23 protein-coding genes and 1 pseudogene are annotated in these 25,203 nt (G+C 72.6%); 15 read left to right on the forward strand and 9 right to left on the reverse strand.

The window, feature by feature from the left end; translation table 11 throughout:
* Positions 1 to 34: 34 nt before the first annotated feature.
* Positions 35 to 1,621 carry a cytochrome P450 gene (locus DVK44_RS30470; protein ID WP_114663849.1) on the forward strand — a complete coding sequence of 529 codons (1,587 nt, stop codon included), beginning with the start codon at positions 35 to 37 and terminating at the stop codon, positions 1,619 to 1,621.
* A 7-nt stretch (positions 1,622 to 1,628) separates the two neighbouring features.
* On the opposite strand, the gene DVK44_RS30475 is transcribed toward DVK44_RS30470, so the two are convergent.
* Both DVK44_RS30475 and DVK44_RS30480 read right to left on the reverse strand, forming a co-directional pair.
* The gene (locus DVK44_RS30475; protein WP_114663850.1) at positions 1,629 to 2,708 is read right to left on the reverse strand and encodes a terpene synthase family protein; all 1,080 of its coding nucleotides are present in this window, start codon (positions 2,706 to 2,708) and stop codon (positions 1,629 to 1,631) included.
* Between the two features lie 359 nt (positions 2,709 to 3,067).
* On the reverse strand, positions 3,068 to 3,628 hold the full coding sequence (locus DVK44_RS30480; protein WP_114663851.1) for a TetR/AcrR family transcriptional regulator: 561 nt from the start codon (positions 3,626 to 3,628) through the stop codon (positions 3,068 to 3,070).
* 131 nt (positions 3,629 to 3,759) lie between these two features.
* Here DVK44_RS30480 and DVK44_RS30485 point away from each other — a divergent pair, with 131 nt between their 5' ends.
* Entirely contained in the window at positions 3,760 to 4,677 is a 918-nt protein-coding gene (locus tag DVK44_RS30485; RefSeq protein WP_114663852.1) for an NmrA family NAD(P)-binding protein, read from the forward strand.
* Between the two features lie 31 nt (positions 4,678 to 4,708).
* Here DVK44_RS30485 and DVK44_RS30490 read toward each other — a convergent pair whose 3' ends face one another.
* Positions 4,709 to 5,308 carry a TetR/AcrR family transcriptional regulator gene (locus DVK44_RS30490; protein WP_114663853.1) on the reverse strand — a complete coding sequence of 200 codons (600 nt, stop codon included), beginning with the start codon at positions 5,306 to 5,308 and terminating at the stop codon, positions 4,709 to 4,711.
* Positions 5,309 to 5,476: 168 nt separating this feature from the next.
* On the opposite strand from DVK44_RS30490, the gene DVK44_RS30495 reads away from it, so the two are divergent.
* Entirely contained in the window at positions 5,477 to 6,322 is an 846-nt protein-coding gene (locus DVK44_RS30495) for a phosphatase PAP2 family protein (RefSeq protein WP_228447435.1), read from the forward strand.
* Positions 6,319 to 7,461 carry a DMT family protein gene (locus tag DVK44_RS30500; RefSeq protein WP_228447436.1) on the forward strand — a complete coding sequence of 381 codons (1,143 nt, stop codon included), beginning with the start codon at positions 6,319 to 6,321 and terminating at the stop codon, positions 7,459 to 7,461. The genes DVK44_RS30495 and DVK44_RS30500 overlap by 4 nt, the downstream gene beginning before the upstream one ends.
* A 68-nt stretch (positions 7,462 to 7,529) precedes the next feature.
* Here DVK44_RS30500 and DVK44_RS30505 read toward each other — a convergent pair whose 3' ends face one another.
* Positions 7,530 to 8,297 carry a DeoR/GlpR family DNA-binding transcription regulator gene (locus DVK44_RS30505; protein WP_114663855.1) on the reverse strand — a complete coding sequence of 256 codons (768 nt, stop codon included), beginning with the start codon at positions 8,295 to 8,297 and terminating at the stop codon, positions 7,530 to 7,532.
* 290 nt (positions 8,298 to 8,587) lie between these two features.
* Between DVK44_RS30505 and DVK44_RS30510 the strand changes: the two genes are divergently transcribed.
* The 6 genes from DVK44_RS30510 to melA all read left to right on the forward strand — a co-directional run bounded on the left by DVK44_RS30510 (position 8,588) and on the right by melA (position 15,254).
* On the forward strand, positions 8,588 to 9,424 hold the full coding sequence (locus tag DVK44_RS30510; protein ID WP_114663856.1) for an endo alpha-1,4 polygalactosaminidase: 837 nt from the start codon (positions 8,588 to 8,590) through the stop codon (positions 9,422 to 9,424).
* Between the two features lie 214 nt (positions 9,425 to 9,638).
* Entirely contained in the window at positions 9,639 to 10,979 is a 1,341-nt protein-coding gene (locus DVK44_RS30515; RefSeq protein ID WP_408055372.1) for an ABC transporter substrate-binding protein, read from the forward strand.
* 32 nt (positions 10,980 to 11,011) lie between these two features.
* A complete protein-coding gene (locus DVK44_RS30520; protein ID WP_114663858.1) occupies positions 11,012 to 11,989 on the forward strand; it encodes a carbohydrate ABC transporter permease in 978 nt (325 codons plus the stop codon).
* Positions 11,986 to 12,882: a carbohydrate ABC transporter permease gene (locus tag DVK44_RS30525; RefSeq protein WP_114663859.1), complete on the forward strand. Its 897-nt coding sequence runs from the start codon at positions 11,986 to 11,988 to the stop codon at positions 12,880 to 12,882. The genes DVK44_RS30520 and DVK44_RS30525 overlap by 4 nt, the downstream gene beginning before the upstream one ends.
* A gap of 48 nt (positions 12,883 to 12,930) precedes the next feature.
* Positions 12,931 to 13,911 (forward strand): carbohydrate kinase family protein, encoded by a 981-nt coding sequence (locus DVK44_RS30530; RefSeq protein WP_114663860.1) that lies wholly within the window; start codon positions 12,931 to 12,933, stop codon positions 13,909 to 13,911.
* Complete coding sequence (melA, locus tag DVK44_RS30535) at positions 13,908 to 15,254, forward strand: alpha-glucosidase/alpha-galactosidase (RefSeq protein WP_114663861.1); 1,347 nt, start codon at positions 13,908 to 13,910, stop codon at positions 15,252 to 15,254. The genes DVK44_RS30530 and melA overlap by 4 nt, the downstream gene beginning before the upstream one ends.
* A gap of 97 nt (positions 15,255 to 15,351) precedes the next feature.
* Here melA and xylB read toward each other — a convergent pair whose 3' ends face one another.
* A complete protein-coding gene (gene xylB / locus DVK44_RS30540) occupies positions 15,352 to 16,827 on the reverse strand; it encodes a xylulokinase (RefSeq protein WP_114663862.1) in 1,476 nt (491 codons plus the stop codon).
* A gap of 192 nt (positions 16,828 to 17,019) precedes the next feature.
* Between xylB and xylA the strand changes: the two genes are divergently transcribed.
* Positions 17,020 to 18,189 carry a xylose isomerase gene (gene xylA, locus DVK44_RS30545; RefSeq protein ID WP_114663863.1) on the forward strand — a complete coding sequence of 390 codons (1,170 nt, stop codon included), beginning with the start codon at positions 17,020 to 17,022 and terminating at the stop codon, positions 18,187 to 18,189.
* 45 nt (positions 18,190 to 18,234) lie between these two features.
* Here the strand turns inward: xylA and DVK44_RS30550 are convergent, their stop codons facing one another.
* Positions 18,235 to 19,473, reverse strand: a complete 1,239-nt coding sequence (locus DVK44_RS30550) for an ROK family transcriptional regulator (protein ID WP_114663864.1) — start codon at positions 19,471 to 19,473, stop codon at positions 18,235 to 18,237.
* Between the two features lie 107 nt (positions 19,474 to 19,580).
* Between DVK44_RS30550 and DVK44_RS30555 the strand changes: the two genes are divergently transcribed.
* On the forward strand, positions 19,581 to 20,336 hold the full coding sequence (locus DVK44_RS30555; RefSeq protein WP_114663865.1) for an SDR family NAD(P)-dependent oxidoreductase: 756 nt from the start codon (positions 19,581 to 19,583) through the stop codon (positions 20,334 to 20,336).
* Positions 20,337 to 20,379: 43 nt separating this feature from the next.
* Here the strand turns inward: DVK44_RS30555 and DVK44_RS30560 are convergent, their stop codons facing one another.
* Complete coding sequence (locus tag DVK44_RS30560) at positions 20,380 to 20,808, reverse strand: hypothetical protein (RefSeq protein ID WP_114663866.1); 429 nt, start codon at positions 20,806 to 20,808, stop codon at positions 20,380 to 20,382.
* A gap of 188 nt (positions 20,809 to 20,996) precedes the next feature.
* A pseudogene (locus DVK44_RS30565) lies at positions 20,997 to 21,485 on the reverse strand (ATP-binding protein); the annotation flags it as partial.
* A 205-nt stretch (positions 21,486 to 21,690) separates the two neighbouring features.
* Here DVK44_RS30565 and DVK44_RS30570 point away from each other — a divergent pair.
* From DVK44_RS30570 to DVK44_RS30580, 3 genes are all read left to right on the forward strand, one after another.
* Positions 21,691 to 22,554: a helix-turn-helix domain-containing protein gene (locus DVK44_RS30570; RefSeq protein ID WP_114663868.1), complete on the forward strand. Its 864-nt coding sequence runs from the start codon at positions 21,691 to 21,693 to the stop codon at positions 22,552 to 22,554.
* The gene (locus tag DVK44_RS30575) at positions 22,555 to 22,791 is read left to right on the forward strand and encodes a DUF397 domain-containing protein (RefSeq protein ID WP_114663869.1); all 237 of its coding nucleotides are present in this window, start codon (positions 22,555 to 22,557) and stop codon (positions 22,789 to 22,791) included. It abuts the gene before it with no gap.
* 84 nt (positions 22,792 to 22,875) lie between these two features.
* Positions 22,876 to 23,676 (forward strand): SAM-dependent methyltransferase, encoded by an 801-nt coding sequence (locus tag DVK44_RS30580; protein ID WP_114663870.1) that lies wholly within the window; start codon positions 22,876 to 22,878, stop codon positions 23,674 to 23,676.
* Between the two features lie 273 nt (positions 23,677 to 23,949).
* Here the strand turns inward: DVK44_RS30580 and mmsB are convergent, their stop codons facing one another.
* A complete protein-coding gene (mmsB, locus tag DVK44_RS30585; protein WP_181957567.1) occupies positions 23,950 to 25,200 on the reverse strand; it encodes a multiple monosaccharide ABC transporter permease in 1,251 nt (416 codons plus the stop codon).
* Positions 25,201 to 25,203 lie beyond the last annotated feature (3 nt).

Consider the following 25,203-nt stretch of genomic DNA (forward strand, 5'->3'; position numbering starts at 1 on the left):
CCCCATCCCTTCCGGCCTGATCCCTGGAGCGACCGTGACCACCCCCTTCTCCCCCCGGCCCGGGTCGGACGACCGCCCGGTGCCGCCCCCCGGCTGCCCGGCCCACGGCCTGAGCCCGTACGACATAGACAGCCTGAGCGGTATGCCCGGGCCCCGGCGGCTCTACGGGCCCGAGGCCGAACGCGATCCGATGGGCCTGTACGAGAAACTGCGCGCCGAGCACGGGCCCGTGGCCCCCGTACTGCTCCAGGGCGACGTACCGGCCTGGCTGGTGCTCGGCCACAGCGAGAACCTGCACATGACGCGTACGCCGTCGCAGTTCTCCCGCGACTCCCGGCGCTGGCGCGCGCTCCACGACGGCAGCGCGCCCCCGGACCACCCCCTGGCACCCGTCTTCACCTGGCAGCCGATCTGTGTGTTCGCCGACGGCGCCGACCACGAGCGGCTGCGCGGCGCGGTCACCGACTCGATCGCCCGGATCGACCACCGGGGCGTCCGGCGCTACATCAACCGCTACAGCAACCGGCTGGTCAACGACTTCTGCCAGGACGGCCGCGCCGATCTGGTCAGCAGCTTCGCCGAGCACCTGCCGATGATGGTGATGGCGCAGATCCTCGGCATGCCCGAGGAGTACAGCGAACGGCTCGTCCAGGCCGCCCGCGACATGATCAAGGGCACCGAGACCGCCAACGAGTCCAACGCCTATGTGATGGCCGCCCTGATGCGGCTGGTCAAGCGGCGCCGCATCGTCCCCGAGGAGGACTTCGCGACCTGGCTCGTGGAGCACCCGGCCGGGCTCACCGACGACGAGGTCGGCCAGCATCTGCGGCTCGTGCTCATCGCGGCGTACGAGACGACCGCCAACCTCATCGCGAACGTACTGCGCATGGTGCTCACCGACCCCCGCTTCCGGGCCCAGTTGAGCGGCGGCCACATGACCCTGCCGGACGCGGTCGAGCAGACACTGTGGGACGAGCCGCCGTTCACCACGATCTTCGGCCGGTGGGCGGTCGGTGACACCGAACTCGGCGGCCAGCGCATCAAGGCGGGCGACGCGCTGATCGTCGGGATCGCCGCGGCCAACGTGGACCCGGTCGTACGGCCCGATCTCCGCGCCCACATGCAGGGCAACCGGGCCCATCTCGCCTTCAGCGGCGGCCCGCACGAGTGCCCGGGGCAGGACATCGGCCGCGCCATCGCGGACACCGGGATCGACGCGCTGCTGATGCGGCTGCCGGATCTCCAGCTCGCCGTCGAGGAGAGCGAACTGCGCTACTCCGGCGCCCTGATGTCGCACCAGCTGACCGAACTGCCGGTGACCTTCGCGCCCCGGCCCCCGCAGGACGTCGCCGGCCCGCCGAGCGCGACGGCCGCCGCGCCGCGACCGCAGTGGCAGGTGGAGTCGCCCCGGCCCGGCTCGGCACCGATCGTGCCGCAGGAGGCGTACGCGACCCCGGCCTTCGCCGCCGCCTCCGCTCCTGGCACCGCTGCCGCGCCCGGACCCGCTCCCGATCCCGCCACCGAACCGGCGCCGGTCGCGAGCCCGGTCCCGGCGCAGCGCACCGGCAGCGCGCCGCAGCGCGCCTGGGCGGCGGTGGCCCGCTGGTGGAACGGTAGTTGACGTACCGTCAGTCACTGTCCAGCTGGTCCCACCACCACGCGATCGTGGGGATCGGCAGCGGCTCCAGACTGTTGTCGGCCGGCTGCGGCTTCCACCATCCGCCGGGGGCCGCCCGCGGTCCCGACTCGACGGCGTAACGGGGGCACGACGACGCCCAGTCGAGATGGCCGCGGACGAACTGGGCCAGTCCGTGCACATATTGGCGCAGGTCCTTGCCGGCTTCGTCGAGGACCTGCGCGGCCAGCCGCTCGAACAGCACCATGACCCGGTCCCGCATGGTGACGACCCGCACCAGCGCCCGCCGGGGCTCGCAGTCCTGCTCCTGGCAGACGACATCGATCAGATTGAGGTTGTCGTCGGCGCGCTCCAGCTCCTTGTTGCGCGAGTACAGGTCGTTGTCCCAGCTGACCAGGGTCCAGGTGATCTCCGTGAGGGCCCGTACCCGGGCGTCCTGAAGGTCCCGGTCCGGGACCGAGAAGCCGCCGACGATCTCGATCATCGCGGTGGAGGGCGCCATCCCGATGGAGCGCATCCACAGGGCGACGTAGTCGTCCAGCGAGGGCAGATCGGGACGGCCGCGCCAGGACGCCTCCCACACCAGCCCGGAGGTGTAGACGCGCATCGCCTCCGTCATCCGCCGCAGCTGCCGCGGCGAGGCGAACGCTTCCAGCTCCACCCGGAGCCGGCGCAGCGCCGCCGTGTGCGGCGAGTCCCCGGCGGACCCCGCCTCGGGCGCCTCCACGGCGCGCATGATGCGCGAGGTCTCCTGCGCGAGCCGCTCCGCCGTGGCCCCGGCCTCGTCGCACACGCCGTCGTCGAGGGAGAACAGCACGGCGTGGAGTTTCGCCATCAGGGTGAGCGGCTCGAACCTCCCGTACGGCATGGTCGCGGCCGTCAGACCGCCGAAGTCGCACACGGCGAGCCGTTTGACCTGGCGCTCGTCCGTATCCAGCCGCCGGCGCAGCATCCACGCGACGGTCCGCTCGTTCAGCGCGTCGGCGGCGGGGTGGCGCGCGGGCGGGACGGGGCAGTAGAACGGCACGGCCGGGAGCTGTCGGACCAGGCGCTGTTCCGAGACACGGGACATGATCGGCCTCCTGATGCGAATGGGGCGATGCCGTCGGGTGGAGCGTATATGGCCATCTCGAATCGTCAACAACGATGCAACTGGGCACACGCTGGCCGAAATTGACTGATTGTGAGCTATCCCGATCATCGCCGGATGGAGATGCCCCGCACCGCGCCTGTCCGGGGCCGCCCCGGCGCGGCGGGGCGCCGCGATCGCCTGCGCGGGGGCGCGTTTTCGTCACGGCTCGTATATGACGCGAGCCGTTGGCCGGGAAGGGCCGGATCGGTGGGGGTACGCCGGTCGGAGGACGGCGCGGTGGGCGGCGGGCGTAGGCGGTCCGCCGGATCGCCGCGCAGTGCTCCCAACGTGTGCCCCGCTCACCTCAGGGGGCTGAACCCCTCCATGGCCAGGCCGAGCAGGCGGTGCGCCTCGGCGGCGGGGTCCGGATGGTGTTCCGTGGCCAGGGCGATGCCGGTGATCAGGGTGAGCAGGTCGGCGGCCGTGACGCCCGGTGCCACCGCGCCGGCCCGCGCGGCGTTCCGCAGCAGTGGTTCGGCCGCCTCGGTCATCTTCGTCGAGCAGGCGTTCACATGGTCCTGGTCGTCCGTCCCGTCCTGGACCAGCGCGCCGGCCAGGCCCCGCGCGGAGGCGGCGTACGTGGTGAGGGCCCCCAGCCAGTCGAGCAGCGCGGCCCGTGCGTCGGCCGCCGCGGCCAGCTCCTCGGCGCGGGCGCGCAGGGCCTCGATCCGCTCGCTGAACACCGCGTCCAGCAGCGCGCGCCGGCCCGGGAAGTGCCGGCGTACGGTCGCCGATCCGACCCCCGCGGTGCGGGCGATCTGTTCCAGGGAGGCGTCGGCGCCGTGCGCGGCGACCTCGGCCTCGGCCACGGCGAGGATCCGCGCGTAGTTGCGCCGGGCGTCCGCGCGCTGGACGGTCATGGCGTTCTCTCCCGGGCTTGCTAAGTGGTGGGGCCCTCCGTATCGTACCGGAAGGTAAGTGGCGGACCCCGCCGTTTAGCCGTGTGTCATCAGTCGTGTGTCATCACCGGAGGAATGCCATGCCTACAGCCATGACCACCGAGTCCGCGCCCGTCCTGGTCGCCGGGGCCACCGGTCGGCAGGGCGGCGCCGTCGCACGTGCCCTGCTCGCCAGGGGCGTTCCCGTACGGGCCCTGGTCCGTGACCCCGCGACCGCCCGCGCGAAGGCCGTCGAAGTGCTGGGCGCCGAGCTGGTCACCGGCGACCTCGACGACCGCGACTCCGTGACCCGGGCCGCCGACGGGGCCCGCGCCGTCTTCTCCGTACAGATGCCGGACATGAACGGACGTCTCTTCGAGGGCGAGTTGGCCCAGGCCGTCCATCTGATCGAGGGGGCGAGGGCCGCCGGGGTGCCGCAGTTCGTGCACACCTCCGTCTCCGGCGCCGGGCAGCACACCGGGAGCCCCGGCTGGGCCGAGGGCCGCTGGGCCGCGCTGGAGCCCTACTACGCCACCAAGACCGGGATCCAGGACCGGGTGCGGGAGGCCGGCTTCCCGCACTGGACGCTGCTCAAGCCGTGCTTCTTCATGGAGAACTTCCTGCCGTCCGAGGAATTCCTCTTCCCCCGGGGCATCGAGGGCGGTCTGGTGAGCGTCCTGAAGCCCGGCACCCGGGTGTCCCTCGTCGCGGTCGACGACATCGGCTCGGCGGCCGCCGCGGCCGTCGCCGAGCCCGAGCGCTTCGACCGGGTCGCACTCGAACTGGCCAGTGACTACCTGACGATGACCGACATCGCGGCGGTCCTCTCGCGCAGTACGGGAACGGTCCTTGCCGCACCCGACATGACCCTGGAGGAAGCCGCCGCCGCCGGGATGCCGGCCATGGGCGCGAGCCACGATTTCCTGAACGAGGCCGGTCAGCCGGCCCGCCCGGAGTACGCGCGGGCCCTCGGCATCCCGCTCACCGGCTTCGCGGAATGGGCGACCGCGCACCTGCGGGCCGCGGTCTGACACCCTCCGCCCGGACGGCGGACCGCAGGCCCTAGGAGGGCGTCGCCGTCCGGCGGATCAGCGCGGGGAGGATCGACGCCTGGATGAAGCGTGTGAGGTATGCCTCGTCGGCGGGGAGGCCCTCCAGCATGGGACGGGCGCGGATGACGCCCGACAGCTGGACCGAGACGAATTCCGCGGCGGGGTTGTCCGCCGCGATCTCGCCGCGTTCCACCGCCCGCCGGACCATGGCGTTGATCGCCGCGATCTCCGGTTCGATGAGGGCTTCGCGCAGGGCCCGCAGCAGCTCCGGGTTCTGGAGGACCGCGTGGCCGAGCGCGTGGGTCAGGGAGGTGTCGCGCGCCGAGAAGAGCGCCGCCGAGCGGGCCACGGCGCGCAGGTCGCCCTCCAGGGTGCCGGTGTCGATGTCGGCGAGCCGGACGCAGCGCGTGCCGCGCAGGGCCGCGGCGACGAGCCGCTGCTTGGTGCCCCACTGCCGGTAGAGCGTGGACTTTCCGCAGCGTGAGCGGGCGGCGACGCCCTCCATGGTCAGGGCCTCGTAGCCGTCCTCGCGGAGGAGGTCGAGGGCGGCCTCGTAGAACTCCTGCTCCCGCTCCGGCGTGATCTTGGAGCGGCGTGGCTGCGTCGTCATCGTCTCTCCCGTCCTCGCGGATCGATACGACCGTGTACCGATACGCCAGTGTACCGATACGATCGCGTATCGGTACACTGGCGTATCGATAGGGCGCGGTCCAGGGCGCGTCGCCGTACCACCACGTCGTTCAACCACGGCGTGTCGTCCATGCAAAGGGGTCGGGTGGTGACCACCAACGCCCGCGCTGGGACCGCCGAACGGAAGCAGGAACCTTCCGCCCGACCGCCCCTCGTACGTGAACTGCTGCTCGTCGTCGGCCTCTTTCTCGTCTACAAGCTCGGCCGGCAGGCCGCCACCGGCCACACCGCCGAGGCGTTCCGCAACGCGGACCGGGTCTGGGACTGGGAGCGGGCGCTCCGTCTGCCGGGGGAGGGCGGCGTCCAGGCGCTGCTGCTGCACGACAGCACCCTCGTCCACCTGGCGAACACCTACTACGCGACCGTGCACTTTCCGGCGACGGTGCTCTTCCTGGGCTGGCTCTACTGGCGCCGGCCCGCCCACTACCTCTGGTCGCGCCGGGTCCTCGCCGCCCTGACCGGCGCCGCGCTCGCCCTGCATCTGCTGATGCCGCTCGCCCCGCCGCGGCTGCTCGCCCGGACCGGGCTGGTGGACACCGGGCGGGTGTACGGGCCGACGGTGTACGGCGCGTCCCCCGCGCACGACACCCTGGCCAACCAGTTCGCGGCGATGCCCTCGCTCCATGTCGGCTGGGCCCTGATGGTCGCGGTCGGCCTCATCGCCGCCACCCGGACGCGGTGGCGGTGGCTCTGGCTGCTGCACCCGCTGGTGACGCTGTTCGTGGTCGTGGGCACCGCCAACCACTACTGGCTCGACGCCGTCGTGGCCGTCGCGATGCTGGGGGTCGCGCTGGCGTTCCTCCGCGCGCCGGGGCGGCCCGGGGCCGTCCGGGGCCGGGCCCGGTCCCTGGTCGTACGGTCCGGGGGCGGCGTCCGGGAGCCCGCCGCCGGGCCCGCCGCCGTACCCGTGGCCACGTCGGGAGCCGCGCGATGAGCGGCGCGACGGCCCTCGCGATCGCCCTGTCGCTCGTCTCGGCGTTCGCGTACGCCTCGGCGGCCGTGGCGCAGGAGCGGCTCGCCGCCCGTACCGTCCCCGGCACCCCGCTGTTCACCCTGCTCGGCCGGGGCGCCTGGTGGGGGGCGGTCGGGCTGAACGCGACGGGCGCGCTGCTGCATGTCGTGGCGCTGACGTACGGGCCGCTCACGGTCGTCCAGCCGCTGGGCGCGCTCACCCTGGTCGCGGCCGTGCCGCTGGGCGCGCACCGGGTCGGCCGGCGGGTCGGCCGGGGCGAGTGGCGCGGTACGGCGTACACACTGGCCGGGCTCGCGATCATCCTGCTGACCGCCGCCGGCTCGGACCCCGCCGCGACGCTCGGTCTGCCACAGGCCCTCGGCGTGGCGGGCGTGGCGCTGGCCCTGGTCGCGCTGCTGAGCCGGCCGGGCGCCCGGCCGGGACTGCGCCACGCGGCGGCCTCCGGGCTGATCTCGGGCGTCGCCTCCGCCCTCACCCAGACCGTGACGGTCGCCGCGACGGCCCGCGACGTGGACGCGCTGCCGTGGTGGCAGGTCGGCGCGGTGGCGCTGGTGGTCGCGGCCTTCGCGGCCGGTGGGCTGCTGCTCTCGCAGACGGCCTACCGGGGCGGTCTGGGGGCGCCGCTCGCGGTCCTCACCCTCGCCAACCCGGTCGCCGCCTCCCTGATCGGCCTCACCCTCCTCGGCGAGCGGCTCCAGGGCGGCGCGGTGGGCGTGGTGGCGGCGCTGTCGGGCGCGGTGGTGGCGGCGCGCGGTGTGGTGCTGCTCACGCGGGCGACGGTCGTGGTGCCCGTACCGGCGCCGCCCGCCGTGCCGCGGGAGGTGCTCGTACCCGAGCCGGTGGCCGTACGGGTGCCCGCGCAGCCGGCCCGGCGCGGCGGTCTCGTCCGGCAGCGCTCCCGGCGCTGGGGCGCGGCGGCGGTGCCGGTGGCGGTGGCGCCCGGGGTGGTGCCCGCGCTGGGCCAGCTCGTCGCCGAGCGGGAGCTGACCGTACGCGGCGGACGGCCCTCGCCGGTCCGGGCGCTCCGGGCCCGCCGGGAGCGCCGGCGGCACTCGCGGCTGGGCCGGGCGCGCGGAAGCAAGGACTGCACGTATCAGTAGAGCCCCGATCAGGACCGCACGTATCGGTAGAGCCCCGCTCAGGACCGCGCGTATCAGCAGCGCTCTGGTCAGCGGCTCTCGACGACGGTCACCGGCACCCCGGCGTCCGCGATGCGCGCCAGCTGGTCCCGCGGCGCGCCGTCGTCCGTGACGAGATGGTGGATGTCCGTCAGCGGACAGATCTTGGCGAAGGTGACCTTCCCGATCTTCGAGTGGTCCGCCACGACCACCGTCCGTCCGCTGCCCGCCGCGAAGGCGCGGTCCGTCGCCGCCTCCAGCTGGTCGTGGGTCGTACAGCCGTGCGCGGCGCTGATGCCGTCCACGCCCAGGAACGTCATGTCCGTGTGGTGGTCGGCGAGGGTCTTCTCCGCGATGGGGCCGACGAGTTCATAGCTGGCGGTGCGCGCGTTGCCGCCGATGACGACCAGATTGACATCCCGGTGCAGGACGAGTTCGGCGGCGATGTTCACGGCGTTGGTGACGATGGTGACCGGCCCGCGCCCGGCCAGCAGCCGGGCCACCTCCGTGACGGTCGTGCCGCCGGTCATCCCGACCACCGCGCCCTCCGGCACCAGCGCCGCCGCCGCCCGCGCGATGGCCTGCTTCTCGGGCCGGCGGCGCTCCGCGCGGTGCTGCACGGGCACCTCCAGACCGATGCTGCCGACCACCGCCCCGCCGTGTGTACGGCGCAGCAGATGCAGCCGGCTGAGATGCTGGAGATCGCGCCGTACGGTCGCGCCCGAGACGTTCAGCAGCCGGGACAGCTCATGGACGTCCACGCCGCCTTTCGCGGAGACATGCTCAAGTATCCGCGCATGACGCTCAGTTCGCAGCATGAGATGAGCATAGCTCCGGGCGGAAGAGCGCAGCTCGGCACCGGGAGGGCCGGTACGGTGGAGTGCCGCGTGACCGCGCGGTCCCTCAAGTGAGCGTCAAACGAGCAACTTTGAGCTGTTGACATGGAGAATTCCGATCGCTTTACTCCATGCAACGCCAGGGTTGAGCATCCGGCGCCAGAGGTACGCCCAGCCGGTAGACGGCCCCCGCGCCGCGAGCCCGGACTGAGTCGCCAGGACCTTCTCCGGTCCGAGGCGGGGACGTACCCCCCATCTTCTGGAGCTCAAAGATGATCATCAATCGTGTCCGGTCCCGTCGATGTCTCGCCGCGGTCGCGGCGCTCGCGACGACGGTGATCACCCCGCTGCTCGCGTCCTCCCCCGCGAGCGCGGAGCCGGTGGCCGAGGCCGCCGCGGCCGTCACCCTCCCGCCGGCGCACGCGGGATTCGACTACCAGATCGGCGGGGCCTACACCCCGCCCTCCGGTGTCACCGTCGTCAGCCGTGACCGCGAGGCCGCACCGGCGGCCGGCCTCTACAACATCTGCTACGTCAACGCCTTCCAGGTCCAGCCCGCCGAGATCGGCCAGTGGGACGCGGACCTCCTGCTGCGCGACGCCAACGGCAACGTCATCATCGACGAGGACTGGGACGAGGCCATCCTCGACATCGGCACCGCCGCCAAGCGCACCCGGATCGCCGCCAAGGTGAACGGCTGGATCGACGGCTGCGCCGCCAAGGGCTTCCAGGCCGTCGAGCCCGACAACTACGACAGCTACGAGCGCTCCCAGGGCAAGTTCAACGCGAGCGCCGCCTCGGCGTTCATCACCCAGCTCTCCTCGCACGCCCATGACAAGGGCCTGGCCATCGCCCAGAAGAACACCGCCGAGCTGGCCTCCTCGCGGGTGGCGAACGGGCTGGACTTCGCCGTCGCTGAGGAGTGCGGCCAGTACAACGAGTGCGGTGACTACACGAAGTACTTCGGCAACAACGTCATCGTCATCGAGTACACCTCGGCCGGTCTCTCCCGGGCCTGCGCGGGCTGGAAGAACACACTGAGCATCGTCCGCCGCGATGTGGACGTCTCGCCGGCCGGCAGCGGCAAGTACCTGCGCCAGACCTGCTGATCCGTCCCCTCTCTCCGTCCGCCTTCCCCTTCCCCTTCCCCTTCCCTTCCCCCGTCTCCGCCCCCGGGACCGGCCCCGACCCGGTTCCGGGGTGCGGTCCGGTGTGTCCTCGCGGTGTGTTCCCGCAGTGTGTTCGCGCGGTGTGTTCGCGCGCTGTCCCGGCACGCCCGCTCTCTCTTCCTCCGCACCACCCACCCCTTCCCCGGAGGCCCGGATGGCCGCAGGATTCCGTATGCCCGCCGTGCCCGCCGCGCCCGACCGCCGCTCGGTCCTGCGCGGTGGCGCCCGGCTCGCGCTCGGCGCCGCGACCGCGGTGGCGCTGCCCGGCTGCGGCGCCGGCCGGGACGACGGTGTCGGAGCCGACGGACGTGTCACCGTCGAGCTGTGGCACGGACAGGCGGACACCGGCCGCAAGGCCATCGAGCAGCTCGTCGCCGAGTTCAACCGGACCCATCCGGCGATCCGCGTCGACGCGGGCGGCGGTGTCCTCTCCGACGCGATGCTCCAGAAGATCACCGCCGCGCTCGCCGCGGGCTCCTTCCCCGACATCGCCTATGTCTTCGGCTCGGACCTGGCCAGCGTCGCCCGCAGCCCGTCGGTGGTGGACCTCACCGACACCGTCCGCTCCGGGCCCGTCCCGTGGCACGACTACTGGGCCCCGGCCCGGGAGGCCGTCACCCTCAACGGCCGGGTACGGGCGGCCCCCGCGCTCCTCGACTCGCTCGCCGTCGTCTGCAACAAGAAGCTCTTCGCGGACGCCGGACTGCCGCTGCCCCGGCCCGGCTGGACCTGGGACGAGTTCGTGGAGACCGCCGGCCGTCTCACCGACCGGGCCCGCGGCACCTTCGGCACCGGCTGGCCCGGCGTCGGCGACGAGGACACCGTCTGGCGGCTCTGGCCGATGGTGTGGGACCTCGGCGGCGACGTGATCGCGGCGGACGGGAAACGGATCGGCTTCGCCGACAGCGGGGTCCGGGCCCTGGAGACGGTGGCCGCGCTCACCCGCGACCGGAGCGTGTACGTCGACCCCAAGCCCGGCAGCGAGCAGATGTACCAGGTCTTCCTCTCCGGCCGGATGGCGATGGTGGTCACGGGCCCCTGGCAGCTGCCCGACATCCAGGAGGCGGGGATCGGTTACGGGGTGGTCCCGCTGCCCAGTTACAGCGGCCGGCCGATGACCATCTCGGGCCCCGACACCTGGACGGTGTTCGACAACGGCGCGGCGCGGGTACGGGCCGCGCGCACCTTCGTCCAGTGGCTCACCCAGCCCGCCCAGGACGTGCGGTGGGACATCATGGCCGGCAGTCTGCCGCTGAGCCGCTCCACCCAGGCACTGCCCGCCTGGCGTGCGCAGGACCGCGGGACCGACGGGCTGCCCGTCTTCACCGAGGCGCTGAAGTCCGCCCGCGTACGTCCCGTACACCCCGCGTATCCGCAGATCTCCCGGGCGCTCGGGCAGGCCATCGCATCCGTACTGCTCGGCCGGAGCACTCCGGAACGGGCGCTGCGGCGCTGTGCCGACGAGGCCAACTCCGCCCTGCTGATTCCGCGTTGAGCCGATCCCGCGTCGAGAGGAACAGGAACACGATGCCGCGTCTGCCCACTCCGCTCACGCTCCCCGGACCCGACCGGGGCGACGGTGCCGCCCCCGCGCCACGCGCCCGGCCGCGCCGCCTCCGCGCGCTGCGCGGCGAGTCCGCGACCGCGTGGGCCTTCCTCTCGCCGTCGGTGCTGATCATCCTCGGACTGAGCGTCGTCCCCGTCGCCTGGTCGCTGCTGCTGTCCCTGCGGGCGGACGACCTGGTCACCCCCGGCCGCTGGGTCGGACTCGACAACTACCGGGCGCTCGCCCAGGATCCGCACTTCGCCGAGGCCGTGCGCAACACCCTGCTCTACACGGCGCTCTACGTGCCGCTCAGCCTCGGACTCGGGCTGCTGCTCGCGCTCGTACTGAACCGGCGCATCCGGCTCGTGGGCCTCTACCGCACCCTGATCTTCGTCCCGTTCGTCATCTCGGCCACCGCCCAGGGCGTGCTGTTCTCCTTCATCCTCGACCCCGAGTTCGGCGCCGCCAACTCCCTCCTCCACCAACTCGGCATCTCCCCGCAGGGGTTCCTCACCGACCCCGGGCAGGCGCTGCTCGTCCTGGTGGGGATCTCGCTGTGGAGCGGTACGGGCTTCTGCGTGGTCGTCTATCTCGCCGCGCTCCAGGACGTACCCGCCACCCTCATCGAGGCCGCCCGGCTCGACGGCGCCGGGCGGTGGCACCTGCTGCGCCATGTCACCCTGCCCACCCTCACCCCGGTCACCGTGTTCCTGCTGCTCTGGCAGGCCATCAACGCCCTCCAGGTCTTCGACCTGGTGTACGTGACGACCAAGGGCGGGCCCCTCGGCTCCACCACCGTGATCGTCTACTTCATCTGGGAGCAGGCGTTCAAGAACTTCACCGCCGGGTACGGGGCCGCCGCGGCCTACGCGCTGGCCCTGGCCCTGCTGGCGGCCGGCGGCGCCCTGCGGCTCGTCCGGGCCCGCGAGGACCGACGCCTCGAAGGAGCCGCACGATGACGGTCACCCCGACCACCCGCACGGCGGCGGCGCCGGCCGTGATGGCGACGCCGCCCGCCGCGCCCGAACGGGCCCGTACACGGCTGCCGTTCAGCATCTGGCATCTGCTGCTCGCGCCCCTCGCGCTGCTCTTCGCCGTACCACTGCTGTGGCTGCTGCTCAGCTCCGTGATGAGCAACGCCGAGATCAACCGCTTCCCGCCGGCGCTGTGGCCCTCGGGCATCGACCTCGGCGGCTACCGGTACGTCCTCGGCAACGCCATGTTCCCGCGCTGGTTCGCCAACTCCCTCGTCGTGTCGGCCGTCGCGGTCGGCTCCAACCTGGTCCTCGGCGCGCTGGGCGGCTACGCGTTCGCCCGGATGCGGTTCGCCGGGTCGCGTGTGCTGCTCGTCTCGATGCTGGCCACGATGGCGATCCCGTTCCAGCTCACCATGATTCCCACCTTTCTGGTGATGAAGCGGCTCGGGCTCATCGACACCCTGGGCGCGCTGATCGTCCCGTCCCTCGTCACCCCCTTCGCGGTGTTCCTCTTCCGGCAGTTCTTCCTCTCCCTGCCGAGGGAGCTGGAGGAGGCCGCCTGGATCGACGGCTGTTCACGGCTGCGGGTGCTCCTGCTGATCGTGCTGCCGCTGTCACGGCCCGCGCTGAGCACCGTGGCCGTACTGACGTTCCTCGCCACCTGGAACGACCTGACCTGGCCGCTGATCGCCATCAACCACGACACGCAGTACACCCTCCCGCTCGGGCTGACGACCTTTCAGGGACTGCACCACACCCAGTGGTCGGCCGTCATGGCGGGCAATGTGATCACCGTGCTGCCGGTGCTGCTCGCCTTCCTCCTCGCGCAGAAGTCCTTCATCCGGTCCATCACCTCCAGCGGCCTCAAGGGCTGAACCCGCCCCCGTATCCCGACCGCCCCTCCGTACCTCTCTGGAAGCCGTATGCCGCACACCTTCGACCTGCTCGTCATCGGCGACGCCAACCCCGACATCGTCCTCGGCCCGCTCGACGGCCAACTCCCCTTCGGACAGCGCGAACAGCTCGTCGACACCGGGCTGCTCACCCTCGGCGGCTCCGCCGCGATCATGGCGTGCGGCGCCGCCCGGCTCGGACTGAAGGTCGCCCTCGCCGGGCGGACCGGGGACGACGAGGCCGGCCGCTTCGTCCGCGCCGCCCTGCGCGACCGGGGCGTCGACACGAGCGCGCTGCGCCTCGACCCCGCCCTGCCGACCCCGCTCACCGTGGTGATCACCCGGGCAGACGGCGACCGTACGATCCTCACCTCGCCCGGCACCCTCGCCACCACCGGGCCCGACGACGTCCCCGAGGGACTGCTCACCGGCGCCCGGCATGTGCACGCCGCCTCCTACTTCCTGCTGCCCCGGCTCGCCGCCGCGCTGCCCCGGCTCCTGGGCACCGCCCGCGCCGCCGGGGCCACCATCTCGCTCGACACCAATGACGACCCCACCGGGCAGTGGGCGCGCGCCGGGCTCGGCGCCGTACTCCCGGCCGTCGACTTCCTGCTGCCCAACGCCCAGGAGGCCCGCGCGCTGGCGCACGCGCTGGCGGACGGTCCGGACGCCGGAGCCGGCTCCCTGGCGGAGGCGGCCGGCGCGCTCGCCGCGCGCGGACCGCTCGTCGTGGTCAAGGACGGTGCCGACGGCGCCCTCCTCCACGACGGCCGCGCCTGCCTCCGTACTCCCGGCGTCCCCGCCACCCCGCTGGACAGCGTCGGCGCGGGGGACAGCTTCGACGCCGGATTCGTCGCCGCGACACTGCGCGGACGGTCCCGCGCCGACGCCCTCGAACTCGCCGCCGCCTGCGGCGCGCTGTCCACCCGGGCCCACGGCGGCACCCCCGCCCAGCCCACCTGGGACGAAGCCCTCGCGGCCGTCACCCGCAACGGAGAGAACACCTCATGACCCGCATCGCACCGGCCACCCGCACCCTCCGCACCGCCCCCGTCAAGATCGCGTTCATCGGCGCGGGCAGTGTCGTCTTCACCCAGGGACTGCTGGCGGACCTCTTCGCCTTCCCCGAACTCCACGGCCTGCACGTGGCGTTGCACGACATCGACCCCGAACGCCTGGACACCGCCCTCGGCGCCGCCCGCCGGATCGCCCAACAGACCGGCGCCGCACCGCACATCACCGTCCACGCCGAACGGCGCGCCGCTCTCGAAGGCGCCGACTTCGTCATCAACATCGTCCAGGTGGGCATGGGCGCCTCGACCCGTACCGACTTCGAGGTGCCCGCCCGGTACGGGCTGCGCCAGACCATCGGCGACACCCTCGGTATCGGCGGCATCTTCCGCGCGCTGCGCACCTTCCCGCTGCTCGCGTCGCTCGGGGCGGACATCGCCGCCGTCTGCCCCGACGCCTGGCTGCTCAACTACACCAACCCCATGGCGATGAACGTCCAGTACCTCACCCGGGCCACCGGACTGACCCGGGTCGTGGGCCTGTGCCACTCGGTGTACTGGACCATGCGCGACCTCTCGGCGTTGCTCAACGTCCCTTACGAAGAGGTGACTTACCGCGCCGCCGGGGTCAACCACCAGGCGTGGGTCCTGCGCTTCGAGCACAACGGCACCGACCTCTACCCCCGGCTGGACGCGCTCGTCGCCGACGATCCCCAACTCCGGCGCCGGGTACGGGTCGACATGTACCGGCGGCTCGGCTACTACCCGACCGAGACGAGCGAGCACTCCGCCGAGTACGTCCCCTGGTACCTTCACCACGACAGCGAGATCGAGCGGCTGCGCCTGCCCGTCGGCGCCTATCTGGGCATCGTCGACGAGAACGTCGCCGCGTACGAGAAGACCCGCGACGCGCTCGCCGCCGGGACACCGCTCACGGTCGAGAGCACCATGGAGTACGCCCCGCAGATCGTCCACAGCATCACCACCGGGACGCCCAGGACCGTGTACGGCAATGTTCCCAACCACGGGCTCATCGACAATCTGCCCGCCACGGGTACGGTCGAAGTCCCGTGTCTGGTCGACGCGTTGGGGGTGCAGCCCACCCGGATCGGCGCGCTGCCCGCCCAGTGCGCGGCGCTCAACCGCTCCTATCTGAGCATGAACGAGCTGGTCGTACGGGCCGCGCTGGAGGACGACCCGCGCTCCGTACGGCAGGCCGCCATGGCCGACCCGGCGACCGCGGCGGCGCTGCCCGTCGAGCGCATCTGGGAGCTGTGCGACGACATGGTGCGCGCCCACGGGGAGCTGCTCCAGCCGTCGCTGCGCGCCACACTCGGCAGCTGAGGCGGCTCCGAGGAAGCAGCTGAGCAGCGGGAGTGTGGCCGAGGCGGCGGGAGCGTGGCCGAGGCGGCCGAGAGTGCCGACCCGGCGGCGCCTTCCGTCAGCTCAGCAGGCTCGGCGCCGCCTTGTCCAGCACCGCGCCGACCCGCTCCCAGGTCGCCAGATCCCGCTCCACGGGCTCCAGTTCGGGGCCGTCGCCCGCCTTCCAGGACGCCGCGACGGCCACCGGGTCCTCGCCCGTGGCGGCGCCCGCGGCCAGCGCCGCCGCGCCGAGGGCGACCAGCTCGCCGCCGGACGGGACGATCACCGGGCGCCCGGACAGCCGCCGTACGGTCTCGACCCACATCCGGCCCTGCGCGCCGCCGCCGACCAGCCGCAGCGGCCGGCCCGCCACCTCGGGCGCCGCCGGGTCGAGCCCGCACGCGCGCAGCACCTCGTCCAGGGCGCGCAGTACGGTGACGGCCGCGCCCTCGTAGGCGGCGCCCAGCAGCTGCTGGGGCGTGGTGTCGTGGCGCAGACCGGTGAGCAGCCCGGACGCGGTCGGCAGATCGGGGGTGCGTTCGCCGTCCAGGTACGGCAGCAGCACGGCCTCGCCGCCCGGTGTGGCGTCCTCGCGGTCCAGCCGGAGCAGCGTGGCGACCCGGTCGACGGCGAGCGTGCAGTTGAGGGTGCAGGCCAGCGGGAGGTACGTACCGTCGGCGGCGGCGAAGCCGGAGAGCACGGCCGTGCCGGGGCGGGTGCGGGTCGCGGCGAAGACCGTGCCCGAGGTGCCGAGGCTGAGCACCGGGTGGTCCAGCAGCCCGGCGCCGCCGAGGCCCAGACCGACGGCGGCGCTCATGTTGTCGCCGGTGCCCGCCGCGACGGCGATCCCCGCCGGCAGGCCCAGCTCGGCCGCGGCGCCCGCGGTGAGCGAGCCGATCCGGGTGGCGCCGGTCGCGGCGACGGGCGGCAGCAGATCGGTGTCCAGCCCGAGCAGCGCCAGCAGTTCGGGGTCGTACTCCCCGGTGGCCGTCGAGTACCAGCAGGTGCCCGAGGCGTCGCCGGGGTCGGTGGCGGCGGTGCCCGCGAGCCGCTCGGTCAGAAAGTCGTGGGGGAGCCGGACGGCGGCCGTGGCGTCCGCGACGGCCGGGTCGTTCTCCCGCAGCCACTGCCACTTCGAGGCCGTCATCGAGGCGACCGGCACCGAGCCCGTACGTGCCGTCCAGGCGTCCGGGCCGCCGAGCGCCGCGGTGAGTTCGGCGGCCTGGGGCGCCGAGCGGGTGTCGTTCCAGAGCAGCGCGGGGCGCAGCGGCCGGCCGCCGCCGTCCAGCACCACCAGCCCGTGCTGCTGCCCGGCGACGGCGATCCCGGTGACCGAGGCCGGGTCCACACCGGACTCCTTCAGCCCGGCGCCGACCGCCTCCCGCAGGGCGTTCCACCACACCTCGGGGTCGGTCTCGCGGGCGCCGCCGTCCCCGGTCACCCGGTGCGGGGCCCGGCCCACGGCGAGCAGCCGGCCGGTGGCGGCGTCGGTGAAGGCCGCCTTGGTGGACTGGGTGGAACTGTCCACGCCGATGACGACCGGGCTCTGCGACATGGGGCTGTACCTCCAGTTTTGGACGTGGCCCAACAAATTACGCGATGGCGCGCCGGACGGGAACCGTGAGGAGGATACGGGCGATCATCGCCGGGGGCTTTTGCGCGCCGGTACTCCGTGCTTTATTAGTCATGTCACTGAACTAATAGGGGCGGCGCTCGCCCGGCCCTGAGTATCGAAGGCGGCCAGAGGATGACGGAACGCTTCACTCCCACCCCCGCGGACAGGTTCAGCTTCGGTCTGTGGACCGTGGGCTGGCAGGGCAGGGACCCGTTCGGCGACGCCACCCGCCCGGCCCTGGACCCCGTCGAGTCCGTCCAGCGGCTCGGCGAGCTGGGCGCGTACGGAGTGACCTTCCACGACGACGACCTGATCCCGTTCGGCGCGTCCGACACCGAGCGCGAGTCGCACATCAAGCGCTTCCGGCAGGCCCTGGACGCGACCGGGGTCGTCGCCTCCATGGTCACCACCAACCTCTTCACCCACCCCGTCTTCAAGGACGGCGGCTTCACCGCGAACGACCGCGACATCCGCCGCTTCGCGCTGCGCAAGGTGCTGCGCAACATCGACCTCGCCGCCGAACTCGGCGCCAAGACCTTCGTCGCCTGGGGCGGCCGGGAGGGCGCCGAATCGGGCGGCGCCAAGGACGTACGCCTCGCGCTGGACCGGATGAAGGAGGCGTTCGACCTGCTCGGCGACTACGTCACGGAGCAGGGCTACGACCTCAGGTTCGCCATCGAGCCCAAGCCCAACGAGCCGCGCGGTGACATCCTGCTGCCGACCGTCGGCCACGCGCTGGCGTTCATCGAGCGGCTGGAGCGCCCCGAGCTGTTCGGGGTGAACCCGGAGGTCGGCCACGAGCAGATGGCCGGGCTCAACTTCCCGCACGGCGTCGCCCAGGCGCTCTGGTCGGGCAAGCTCTACCACATCGACCTCAACGGCCAGAACGGCATCAAGTACGACCAGGACCTGCGCTTCGGCGCCGGCGATCTGCGCGCCGCCTTCTGGCTGGTCGACCTGCTGGAGAGCGCGGGCTGGGACGGCACCCGGCACTTCGACTTCAAGCCGCCGCGCACCGAGGACTTCGACGGGGTCTGGGCCTCCGCCGCGGGCTGCATGCGCAACTACCTGATCCTCAAGGAGCGCGCCGCGTCCTTCCGCGCCGACCCGCTGGTCCAGGAGGCGCTGCGCGCCTCGCGCCTCGACCAGCTGGCCGAGCCCACCGCCGCCGACGGGGTCACCGCGCTGCTGGCGGACCGCACCGCCTACGAGGACTTCGACGCCGACGCGGCGGGCGCCCGCGGTATGGCGTTCGAGCAGCTCGACCAGCTCGCGATGGACCACCTGCTGGGCGCGCGCTGACACGCCTTGCCGCCGGAGCCCGGGAGCGGCACTTTGAAACACGCCCTAGCTCCCGGGCTCCGGTACGTACGCCACCGGGTCGGCCAGCACCGCGCGGACGACCAGGGCCGCGCCTCCCCGGGCCGCGTCGCCGGCCGAGGAGGAGGCGCGCAGCCGGCCGCTGCCGGGCGGCCAGAGCCCCGACACCACCCGGGCCGTCAGCTCCCGGTCCACGGCGGGGGAGAGCCGGTCCATCAGCTCCCGGTAGATCCCGCCCAGCACCACCGCGTCCGGGTCGAGCAGGTTCACCGCGCCGGACAGCACCCGGCCGAGCATCGTCCCGGCCCCCTCGACCGCCGCCACCGCCCGCGGGTCCCGGGCGCCCGCCCGGCGGGCCAGCTCGGCCAGCCCCGGCGCGCCCGCGTTCTCGTCGATACCGGCCGCCCGCAGCAGCGCGGACTGGCCCGCGTACTGCTCCAGACAGCCCCGGGAGCCGCACCGGCAGCGCGGTCCCGCCGCGTCGGCGACCACATGGCCGATCTCGCCGGCGAAGCCGTGCGCGCCGCGCAGCAGTTCGCCGTCGAGCACCAGCGCGCCGCCCACCCCGACCTCGCCGGTCAGATAGAGGAACGTACGGACCGGACCCAGCCCGCCGAACCACAGCTCCGCCAGCGCCGCCAGATTGGCCTCGTTCTCCGCGCGCACCGGCAGCGCGGGCGCGGCCGGCCGCAGCCCGGCGAGCGCCCGGCCGAACAGCTCCTCGGCCGGGACACCGTTCCAGCCGAGGTTCGGCGCCTGGCGGACCGTACCGCCCGACACCAGCCCCGGCAGGGCGAGTTGGGCGCCCACCGGATACAACTCCTGCTCGGCGGCGGACTCCAGGGTGCGTGCGGCGATCCGGGCGCCGCGCGCCAGCACCTCGGCCGGCAGGGCGCCGCGATTGTCGAGGTGTTCGGTCAGCCGGACCCGGTCGGTGCCCGCGAGGTCGACCACACACACCGACACATAGTCGATGTTGATCTCGACACCGATGCCCGCGGGCCCCGAGCGGGTGACCTTCAGCACGGTGCCGGGCCGCCCGGCCTGCCCGCTGAAGGTCTTGCCGGACTCCGACAGGAACCCGCTCTCCAGCAGCTGTTCCACCAGCGAGGACACCGCCGCCCTGGTCAGCCCCACCCGCGCGGCCACCCCGGCCCGGGTCGCCTCACCCTCGTCCCGTACCGCGCGCAGCACAAGGCTCAGATTGTGCCGGCGCACGGTCTCCTTGCCGGCCTTCGGACCGAGGGACGTATGTGTGGTGTTCATCTCGCGCCCGAGCCTAGACGAGTGATCCAGGCGATCGCCGCTGCCCACCGGCGGCCACTAAAGTCCACAGGGCCCACAGAGCCCCCGGATCCACAGAGGCCACAGACATGAACGCAGCCGCCCGTTTCTCCGACCGTGTCGCCGTCGTCACCGGCGCCGCCTCCGGCATCGGCGCCGCCACCGCCGTACGGCTCGCCGCCGAGGGCGCCTCTGTCGTACTCGCCGACATCGACGGGGAGCGGGGCGTGCCCCTCGCCGCGCGGATACGCGCCTACGGCGGCCGTGCCGCCTTCGTGGACGCCGATGTCGCGGACCCGGACGGCTGGGAGCGGATCGTGGCGGCGGCGCACACCTTCGGGCCGGTCGGCGTACTCGTCAGCAACGCCGGCGCCGTGGAGGTCGCCCCCGCGCACGAGCTGTCCCTCGCCTCCTGGGAACGCCAGCTCGCCGTCGGTCTCACCGGCGGCTTCCTCGGCTTCCGGGCCGTACTGCCCGATCTGCGCGAGCGGCGCGGCGCGGTCGTCCTGACCTCGTCCGTCCACGCGCACACGGGCGTCCCGGGCCACTCCGCCCACTCCGCCGCCAAGGGCGCGCTGCTCTCCCTCTGCTCGCAGCTCGCCGTGGAGTACGCACCGGAGATACGGGTCAACGCCGTCCTGCCGGGGCCGGTCCGTACCGCCTCCTGGGAGGAGGCCCCGCGCGAGGAGCGCGAGCGCGGCGCCGCCGGGACCGCGGTCGGCCGCGCCGGGAAGCCGGAGGAGGTGGCCGCCGCGATCGCCTTCCTGGCGGCCGACGAGGCGTCGTTCATCACCGGGGCGAGCCTGGTCGTGGACGGCGGCTGGAGCGTGCTGAAGGGCCAGTGAGACGGGGTGGTGGTACGGGCGGGGCCGGGCCGGCCCCGCGCGGTCACTCACCCGCCGGTGTCAGCGCCTCCGGCGCCCCGTCCGGCGCCCACGCGGGCGACGCGCCCGTCAGCTGGCAGACCATGAGGTAGAAGGGGATGGGCGGGGTGTACGGGGTCTGGGCCTCCGGCCAGTGGATCAGCCGGGGCTCCCGCGCCGGTACGGCCGTACCCGTCACATAGCGCGCCGGGGACGGCCACGCCAGATCGAGGTCCGAGCCCGCCGGGACGATCCACCACCACCAGTCCGTGTCGGCGAACACGCAGCCGGTCCTCGGCAGCCGGGCCATCAGCCGGAAGCCGTGCTCCGCCGGGACACCGACCGCGTCGCAGCCCAGCGCGGCCGGCAGGGTGGGCGGCAGCGGCAGCTGGACCCGGCGCTCGGAGGTGTGCCGCGAGCCGCGGGTCAGCCGGAGCAGCGCGGCCCTCAGCACGGCTGCCCCGATCCGCGGGGCACACCGTTCAGCAGGGCGCCCGGCAGACCGTCGGAGAGCGCGCCCGACCGCGCGGCCGGGACAGTGGCCTGCCGCGCGGCCGGGACCGTGGGCGGCAGTGTGGCCGGCAGCGCGCCCGACAGACCGTCAGAAAGCGCCGGGGCCAGGCCGGTTCGGCCAGGACGGCCGCCGTGCGCCAGCTCCGCCCAGACGACGCGCCCGGGACCGTACCCCGACGTGTCGTGGGCGCCCCAGCCGCTGCACAGGGAGTCGACGAGGAAGAGCCCGCGGCCGTGCTCCCCCTCGCTCTCCCCGTCGCTCTCGCCGCCGACGGCGCCGACTCCCTTGCCGGTGCGGTGCAGTTGAGGGCCCGTCGGGCCGAAGCCCTGGTCCTCCACGGCGATCCGCAACGTCCCCCCGTCCTCGCGGAGTTCGCACATCACCCGGTGGCCGGCCGCGTGCACGATCGCGTTCGTCACCAGTTCGGACACCACGAGGACCGCCGTGTCACAGGTCTCCTCGTCCAGCTCCCAGCGGCCCAGCCGGTCCCGCGTCAGCTGTCTGGCCCGGCCGGCCGACTCCGCGTGGGCGGGCAACCGGAATCCGTAGCGGCGGACAACGTTGCCAGGACACAGGGCGGCGATGAGCTGGGGGGTGAGCGCGTTACCAGGTGCCACGACCGAATCCTCACAGTGGGGGAGCGACGGATGAGCGCGGGCCTCTCCCATGGCTGAGCGCGACAACCGCGTGTACTGGTTCACCGATCCACTCTCCACCCGCCGAGGACACTTGGCAAGAGGCACTCTGAAAAATCCAGAGTGCCGTGTCCTTCGTTCCACGGGCATGGCAGACTGCTGCCAACTGTGCGTGAGGAGGTCGGAAGTGAGTGAACCGCGGTCCGCCCCGACCGTGGGTCAGGTCGTGCTCGGCAGACGTCTGCAAGACCTGCGCGAGCGCCGCGGCCTGAAACGCGAGGAGGCCGCCAGACTGCTGCGGGTGGCCCCGGCGACGATCCGGCGGATGGAGACGGCCGAGGTCGCCCTCAAGATTCCCTACGTACAGCTGCTGCTCAGGGCCTACGGCGTGGCCGAGCCCGAGATCGACGCCTTCGTCGACCTCACCGAGGAGGCCAACAAGCCGGGCTGGTGGCAGCGGTTCCACGACATCCTGCCGGACTGGTTCAGCATGTACGTCAGCCTGGAGGGCGCCGCGTCGCTGCTCCGCGCGTACGAACCGCACTTCGTCCCCGGGCTGCTCCAGACCGAGGCGTACGCACGCTCCGTGATGGTCGCCGGGGCCGTGGGACAGGCACGGCCGGACGACATCGAGCGCCATGTGGCGCTCCGGATGGCCCGTCAGTCGCTGCTGACCCGTGAGGACGCGCCCAGATTCTGGGTCGTCATGGACGAGACCGTGCTGCGCCGCCCGGTGGGCGACGACCCGGACATCATGCGGGGGCAGATCGACCGGCTCCTCGAAGCCGCCGAGCTGCCCCATGTGACCCTGCAAATCGCGGAGTTCTCCAGCGGACACCACCCGGGCACCTACGGGCCGTTCGTGATCTTCCGTTTCGCCGTACCGGAACTGCCGGACATGATCTTCAGTGAATATCTGACCGGCGCCGTATATCTAGATGCCCGTCCCGAAGTGGCCACCCATCTGGAGGTCATGGACCGGATGGCGGCTCAGGCCGCGACTGCACAACGCACGAAGGAGATCCTCAAGGATGTCCGCAAGGAGCTGTGAATGGATCCCATATACAACGGCATGCCCGCCGCCGCCCTCGGTACCGAAGGCTGGCACAAGCCGTGGAGCGGCGGCAACGGGGGCAACTGCGTCGAGGCCATGAAGCTGGCGGACGGCAGAATCGCCATGCGCCAGTCGACCGACCCCGACGGGCCGGCGCTGATCTACTCCACGAGTGAGATCGCCGCGTTCATCCGGGGAGCCAAGTCGGGTCAGGCGGACTTCCTGCTCACCTGATCCCGGCCGCGCAGCCGTCTTCTCTCCCACCGACCACCCGACCACCCCGACCGCCCCTCCCGATCCGAGACTCATGGAGCGCACATGACCGGTCACGACGCGATCGACACCACCACGCCCCATCCTGCCCGGGTCTACGACTGGTTACTCGGGGGAAAGGACAATTATCCGGTCGACGAGGAGATGGCACGCGGGCTCGTCGCCCTGGACGCCCGCGCACCCGACATGGCCAAGGTCAACCGGGCGTTCATGCACCGCGCGGTGCGGTGGCTGGTCACCACCGGCGGGGTGCGCCAGTTCCTGGACATCGGTACGGGCATCCCCACCGAGCCCAATCTGCACCAGACGGCGCAGCGGGCCGCCCCCGAGTCCCGGATCGTCTACACCGACAACGACCCGATCGTGCTGCGGCACGCGGAGGCACTGCTGCGCTCCACACCGGAGGGGGTGACGGAGTACGTGCAGGGCGATGTGCGGGAGCCCGAGGCCATCATCGAGGCGGCGGGCAAGGTCCTGGACCTGACCCGCCCGGTGGCCGTCTCGCTCGTCGCGCTGCTGCACTTCGTCTCCGACGAGGACGGCGCGTACGACCTGGTCCGCCGGCTGCTCGCCCCGCTGCCCAAGGGCAGCTATCTGGTCCTCTCCCACGCCACGGGCGACTACGACCGGCAGAGCGCCGACACGGCCACGGACATGTACCGGGCGCGTGGGCTCACCCTCGCGCCGCGGTCCCGCGAGGAGGTCACCGGCTTCTTCCGGGGGCTCGAACTCACCGAGCCGGGCGTCTCGTTGGCCGCCGACTGGCACCCCGAGCTGGGGGAGCCGGTGCCGGTACCGGGCGGTGGGCCCGTACCGGGGTACGTGGGCGTGGCACGCACACTCTGAAGCGCGGACCCGTAAGCACAGACCCGTAAGCACAGCCCTGAAACACACGCTCCGAAGCACACGCTTCGCAGCACACACCGGCCGCCGGCGCTCCGGCCGGCCGGCCCAACGACGTTCACCGGACAACGGGGGCCGCGTCGTCGCAGCACTTTCAGGTGCGCTGCGGCGTCGCGGCGCGGTCCGGCCCGGACAGGGCGTCCTGTCCGGCACCAGCGGTCCCCGGTCCGTCCCGCTCGGGACGGACCGGGGACCGGATCCTGCGGCAAGGGTGTGTCAGGCACCCACCCTGCGCTTGTTCCACACGTCGAAGCCGACCGCCGCCAGCAGCACCAGCCCCTTGATGACCTGCTGGTAGTCGGTGCCGATGCCGACCAGCGACATACCGTTGTTCAGCACACCGAGCACCAGCCCGCCGATGATCGCGCCGAACACCGTGCCGACCCCGCCGCTCATCGACGCACCGCCGATGAACGCCGCCGCGATGGCCTCCAGTTCGAAGTTGATACCGGCCTGCGGCACACCCGCGTTGAGCCGGGCCGCGTACACCACCCCGGCCAGGGCCGCGAGCACACCCATGTTGACGAAGACCAGGAACGTGACCCGCTTGTCCTTCACCCCGGACAGCTTCGCGGCGGCCTGGTTGCCGCCCAGCGCGTACACATGACGGCCGATCACCGCGTTGCGCATGACATAGCCGAAGCCGATGAGCAGCGCCGCCAGCAGCAGCAGGACCAGCGGCACCCCGCGGTAGCTGGCCAGTGTCATCGTGAAGGCGAGGACGGCCGCGGCCAGCGCCACACACTTCAGCACGAAGAGGTTGAGCGGCAGCACCTCCAGGTCGTACGCCTGCTGCCGGCGCCGGTCCCGGAACTCCTGGAGCAGGGCGAAGACCAGCAGTACGACCCCCAGCACCACCGTCAGATTGTGGTAGTTGGTGTTCGGACCGACCTCCGGCAGATAGCCGGTGGAGATCTTCTGGAAGCCCTCGGGGAACGGGCCGAGCGAACGCGACCCCAGGAAGATCTGCGTACCGCCGCGGAAGAGCAGCATTCCGGCGAGGGTGACGATGAACGACGGGATGCCCACATACGCGATCCAGAAGCCCTGCCAGGCCCCCGCGACCGCGCCGATGGCCAGCCCCAGGATCAGCGCCAGGACCCACGGCATGTCGTGCTCGACCATCATCACCGCACAGGCCGCGGAGACGAACGCGGCCAGTGAACCGACCGAGAGATCGATATGGCCCGCGACGATGACGATCATCATGCCGATCGCGAGGACCAGGATGTAACTGTTCTGGAGGACCAGGTTGGTGACGTTGTTCGGCTTGAGGAGCACCCCGTCCGTCCAGATCTCGAACAGGACGACGATCAGGCCGAGCGCGATCAGCATGCCGTACTGCCGCATATTGCGGCGGGCGGCCTCCAGCAGCAGTTCCCCGGTGGCCGAGCGCTTGGCGGGCGGCTTCGGCGGGGCGTCCTTCGGTGGCTCGCCCTTCGATATGTCGGTGGTGACCGGACCCATGTC

The sequence above is a fragment of the Streptomyces paludis genome, assembly GCF_003344965.1.
Lineage (GTDB): Bacteria > Actinomycetota > Actinomycetes > Streptomycetales > Streptomycetaceae > Streptomyces > Streptomyces paludis.

Excerpts from the sequence above, each read along its gene's own strand:
- DVK44_RS30475 (WP_114663850.1), bottom strand. The coding sequence starts at position 2,708 with ATGTCCCGTGTCTCGGAACAGCGCCTGGTCCGACAGCTCCCGGCCGTG.
- DVK44_RS30480 (WP_114663851.1), bottom strand. The coding sequence starts at position 3,628 with ATGACCGTCCAGCGCGCGGACGCCCGGCGCAACTACGCGCGGATCCTC.
- DVK44_RS30485 (WP_114663852.1), top strand. The coding sequence starts at position 3,760 with ATGACCACCGAGTCCGCGCCCGTCCTGGTCGCCGGGGCCACCGGTCGG.
- DVK44_RS30490 (WP_114663853.1), bottom strand. The coding sequence starts at position 5,308 with ATGACGACGCAGCCACGCCGCTCCAAGATCACGCCGGAGCGGGAGCAG.
- DVK44_RS30500 (WP_228447436.1), top strand. The coding sequence starts at position 6,319 with ATGAGCGGCGCGACGGCCCTCGCGATCGCCCTGTCGCTCGTCTCGGCG.
- DVK44_RS30505 (WP_114663855.1), bottom strand. The coding sequence starts at position 8,297 with ATGCTGCGAACTGAGCGTCATGCGCGGATACTTGAGCATGTCTCCGCG.
- DVK44_RS30510 (WP_114663856.1), top strand. The coding sequence starts at position 8,588 with ATGATCATCAATCGTGTCCGGTCCCGTCGATGTCTCGCCGCGGTCGCG.
- DVK44_RS30515 (WP_408055372.1), top strand. The coding sequence starts at position 9,639 with ATGGCCGCAGGATTCCGTATGCCCGCCGTGCCCGCCGCGCCCGACCGC.
- DVK44_RS30520 (WP_114663858.1), top strand. The coding sequence starts at position 11,012 with ATGCCGCGTCTGCCCACTCCGCTCACGCTCCCCGGACCCGACCGGGGC.
- DVK44_RS30525 (WP_114663859.1), top strand. The coding sequence starts at position 11,986 with ATGACGGTCACCCCGACCACCCGCACGGCGGCGGCGCCGGCCGTGATG.
- DVK44_RS30530 (WP_114663860.1), top strand. The coding sequence starts at position 12,931 with ATGCCGCACACCTTCGACCTGCTCGTCATCGGCGACGCCAACCCCGAC.
- melA (WP_114663861.1), top strand. The coding sequence starts at position 13,908 with ATGACCCGCATCGCACCGGCCACCCGCACCCTCCGCACCGCCCCCGTC.
- xylB (WP_114663862.1), bottom strand. The coding sequence starts at position 16,827 with ATGTCGCAGAGCCCGGTCGTCATCGGCGTGGACAGTTCCACCCAGTCC.
- xylA (WP_114663863.1), top strand. The coding sequence starts at position 17,020 with ATGACGGAACGCTTCACTCCCACCCCCGCGGACAGGTTCAGCTTCGGT.
- DVK44_RS30550 (WP_114663864.1), bottom strand. The coding sequence starts at position 19,473 with ATGAACACCACACATACGTCCCTCGGTCCGAAGGCCGGCAAGGAGACC.
- DVK44_RS30555 (WP_114663865.1), top strand. The coding sequence starts at position 19,581 with ATGAACGCAGCCGCCCGTTTCTCCGACCGTGTCGCCGTCGTCACCGGC.
- DVK44_RS30575 (WP_114663869.1), top strand. The coding sequence starts at position 22,555 with ATGGATCCCATATACAACGGCATGCCCGCCGCCGCCCTCGGTACCGAA.
- DVK44_RS30580 (WP_114663870.1), top strand. The coding sequence starts at position 22,876 with ATGACCGGTCACGACGCGATCGACACCACCACGCCCCATCCTGCCCGG.
- mmsB (WP_181957567.1), bottom strand. The coding sequence starts at position 25,200 with ATGGGTCCGGTCACCACCGACATATCGAAGGGCGAGCCACCGAAGGAC.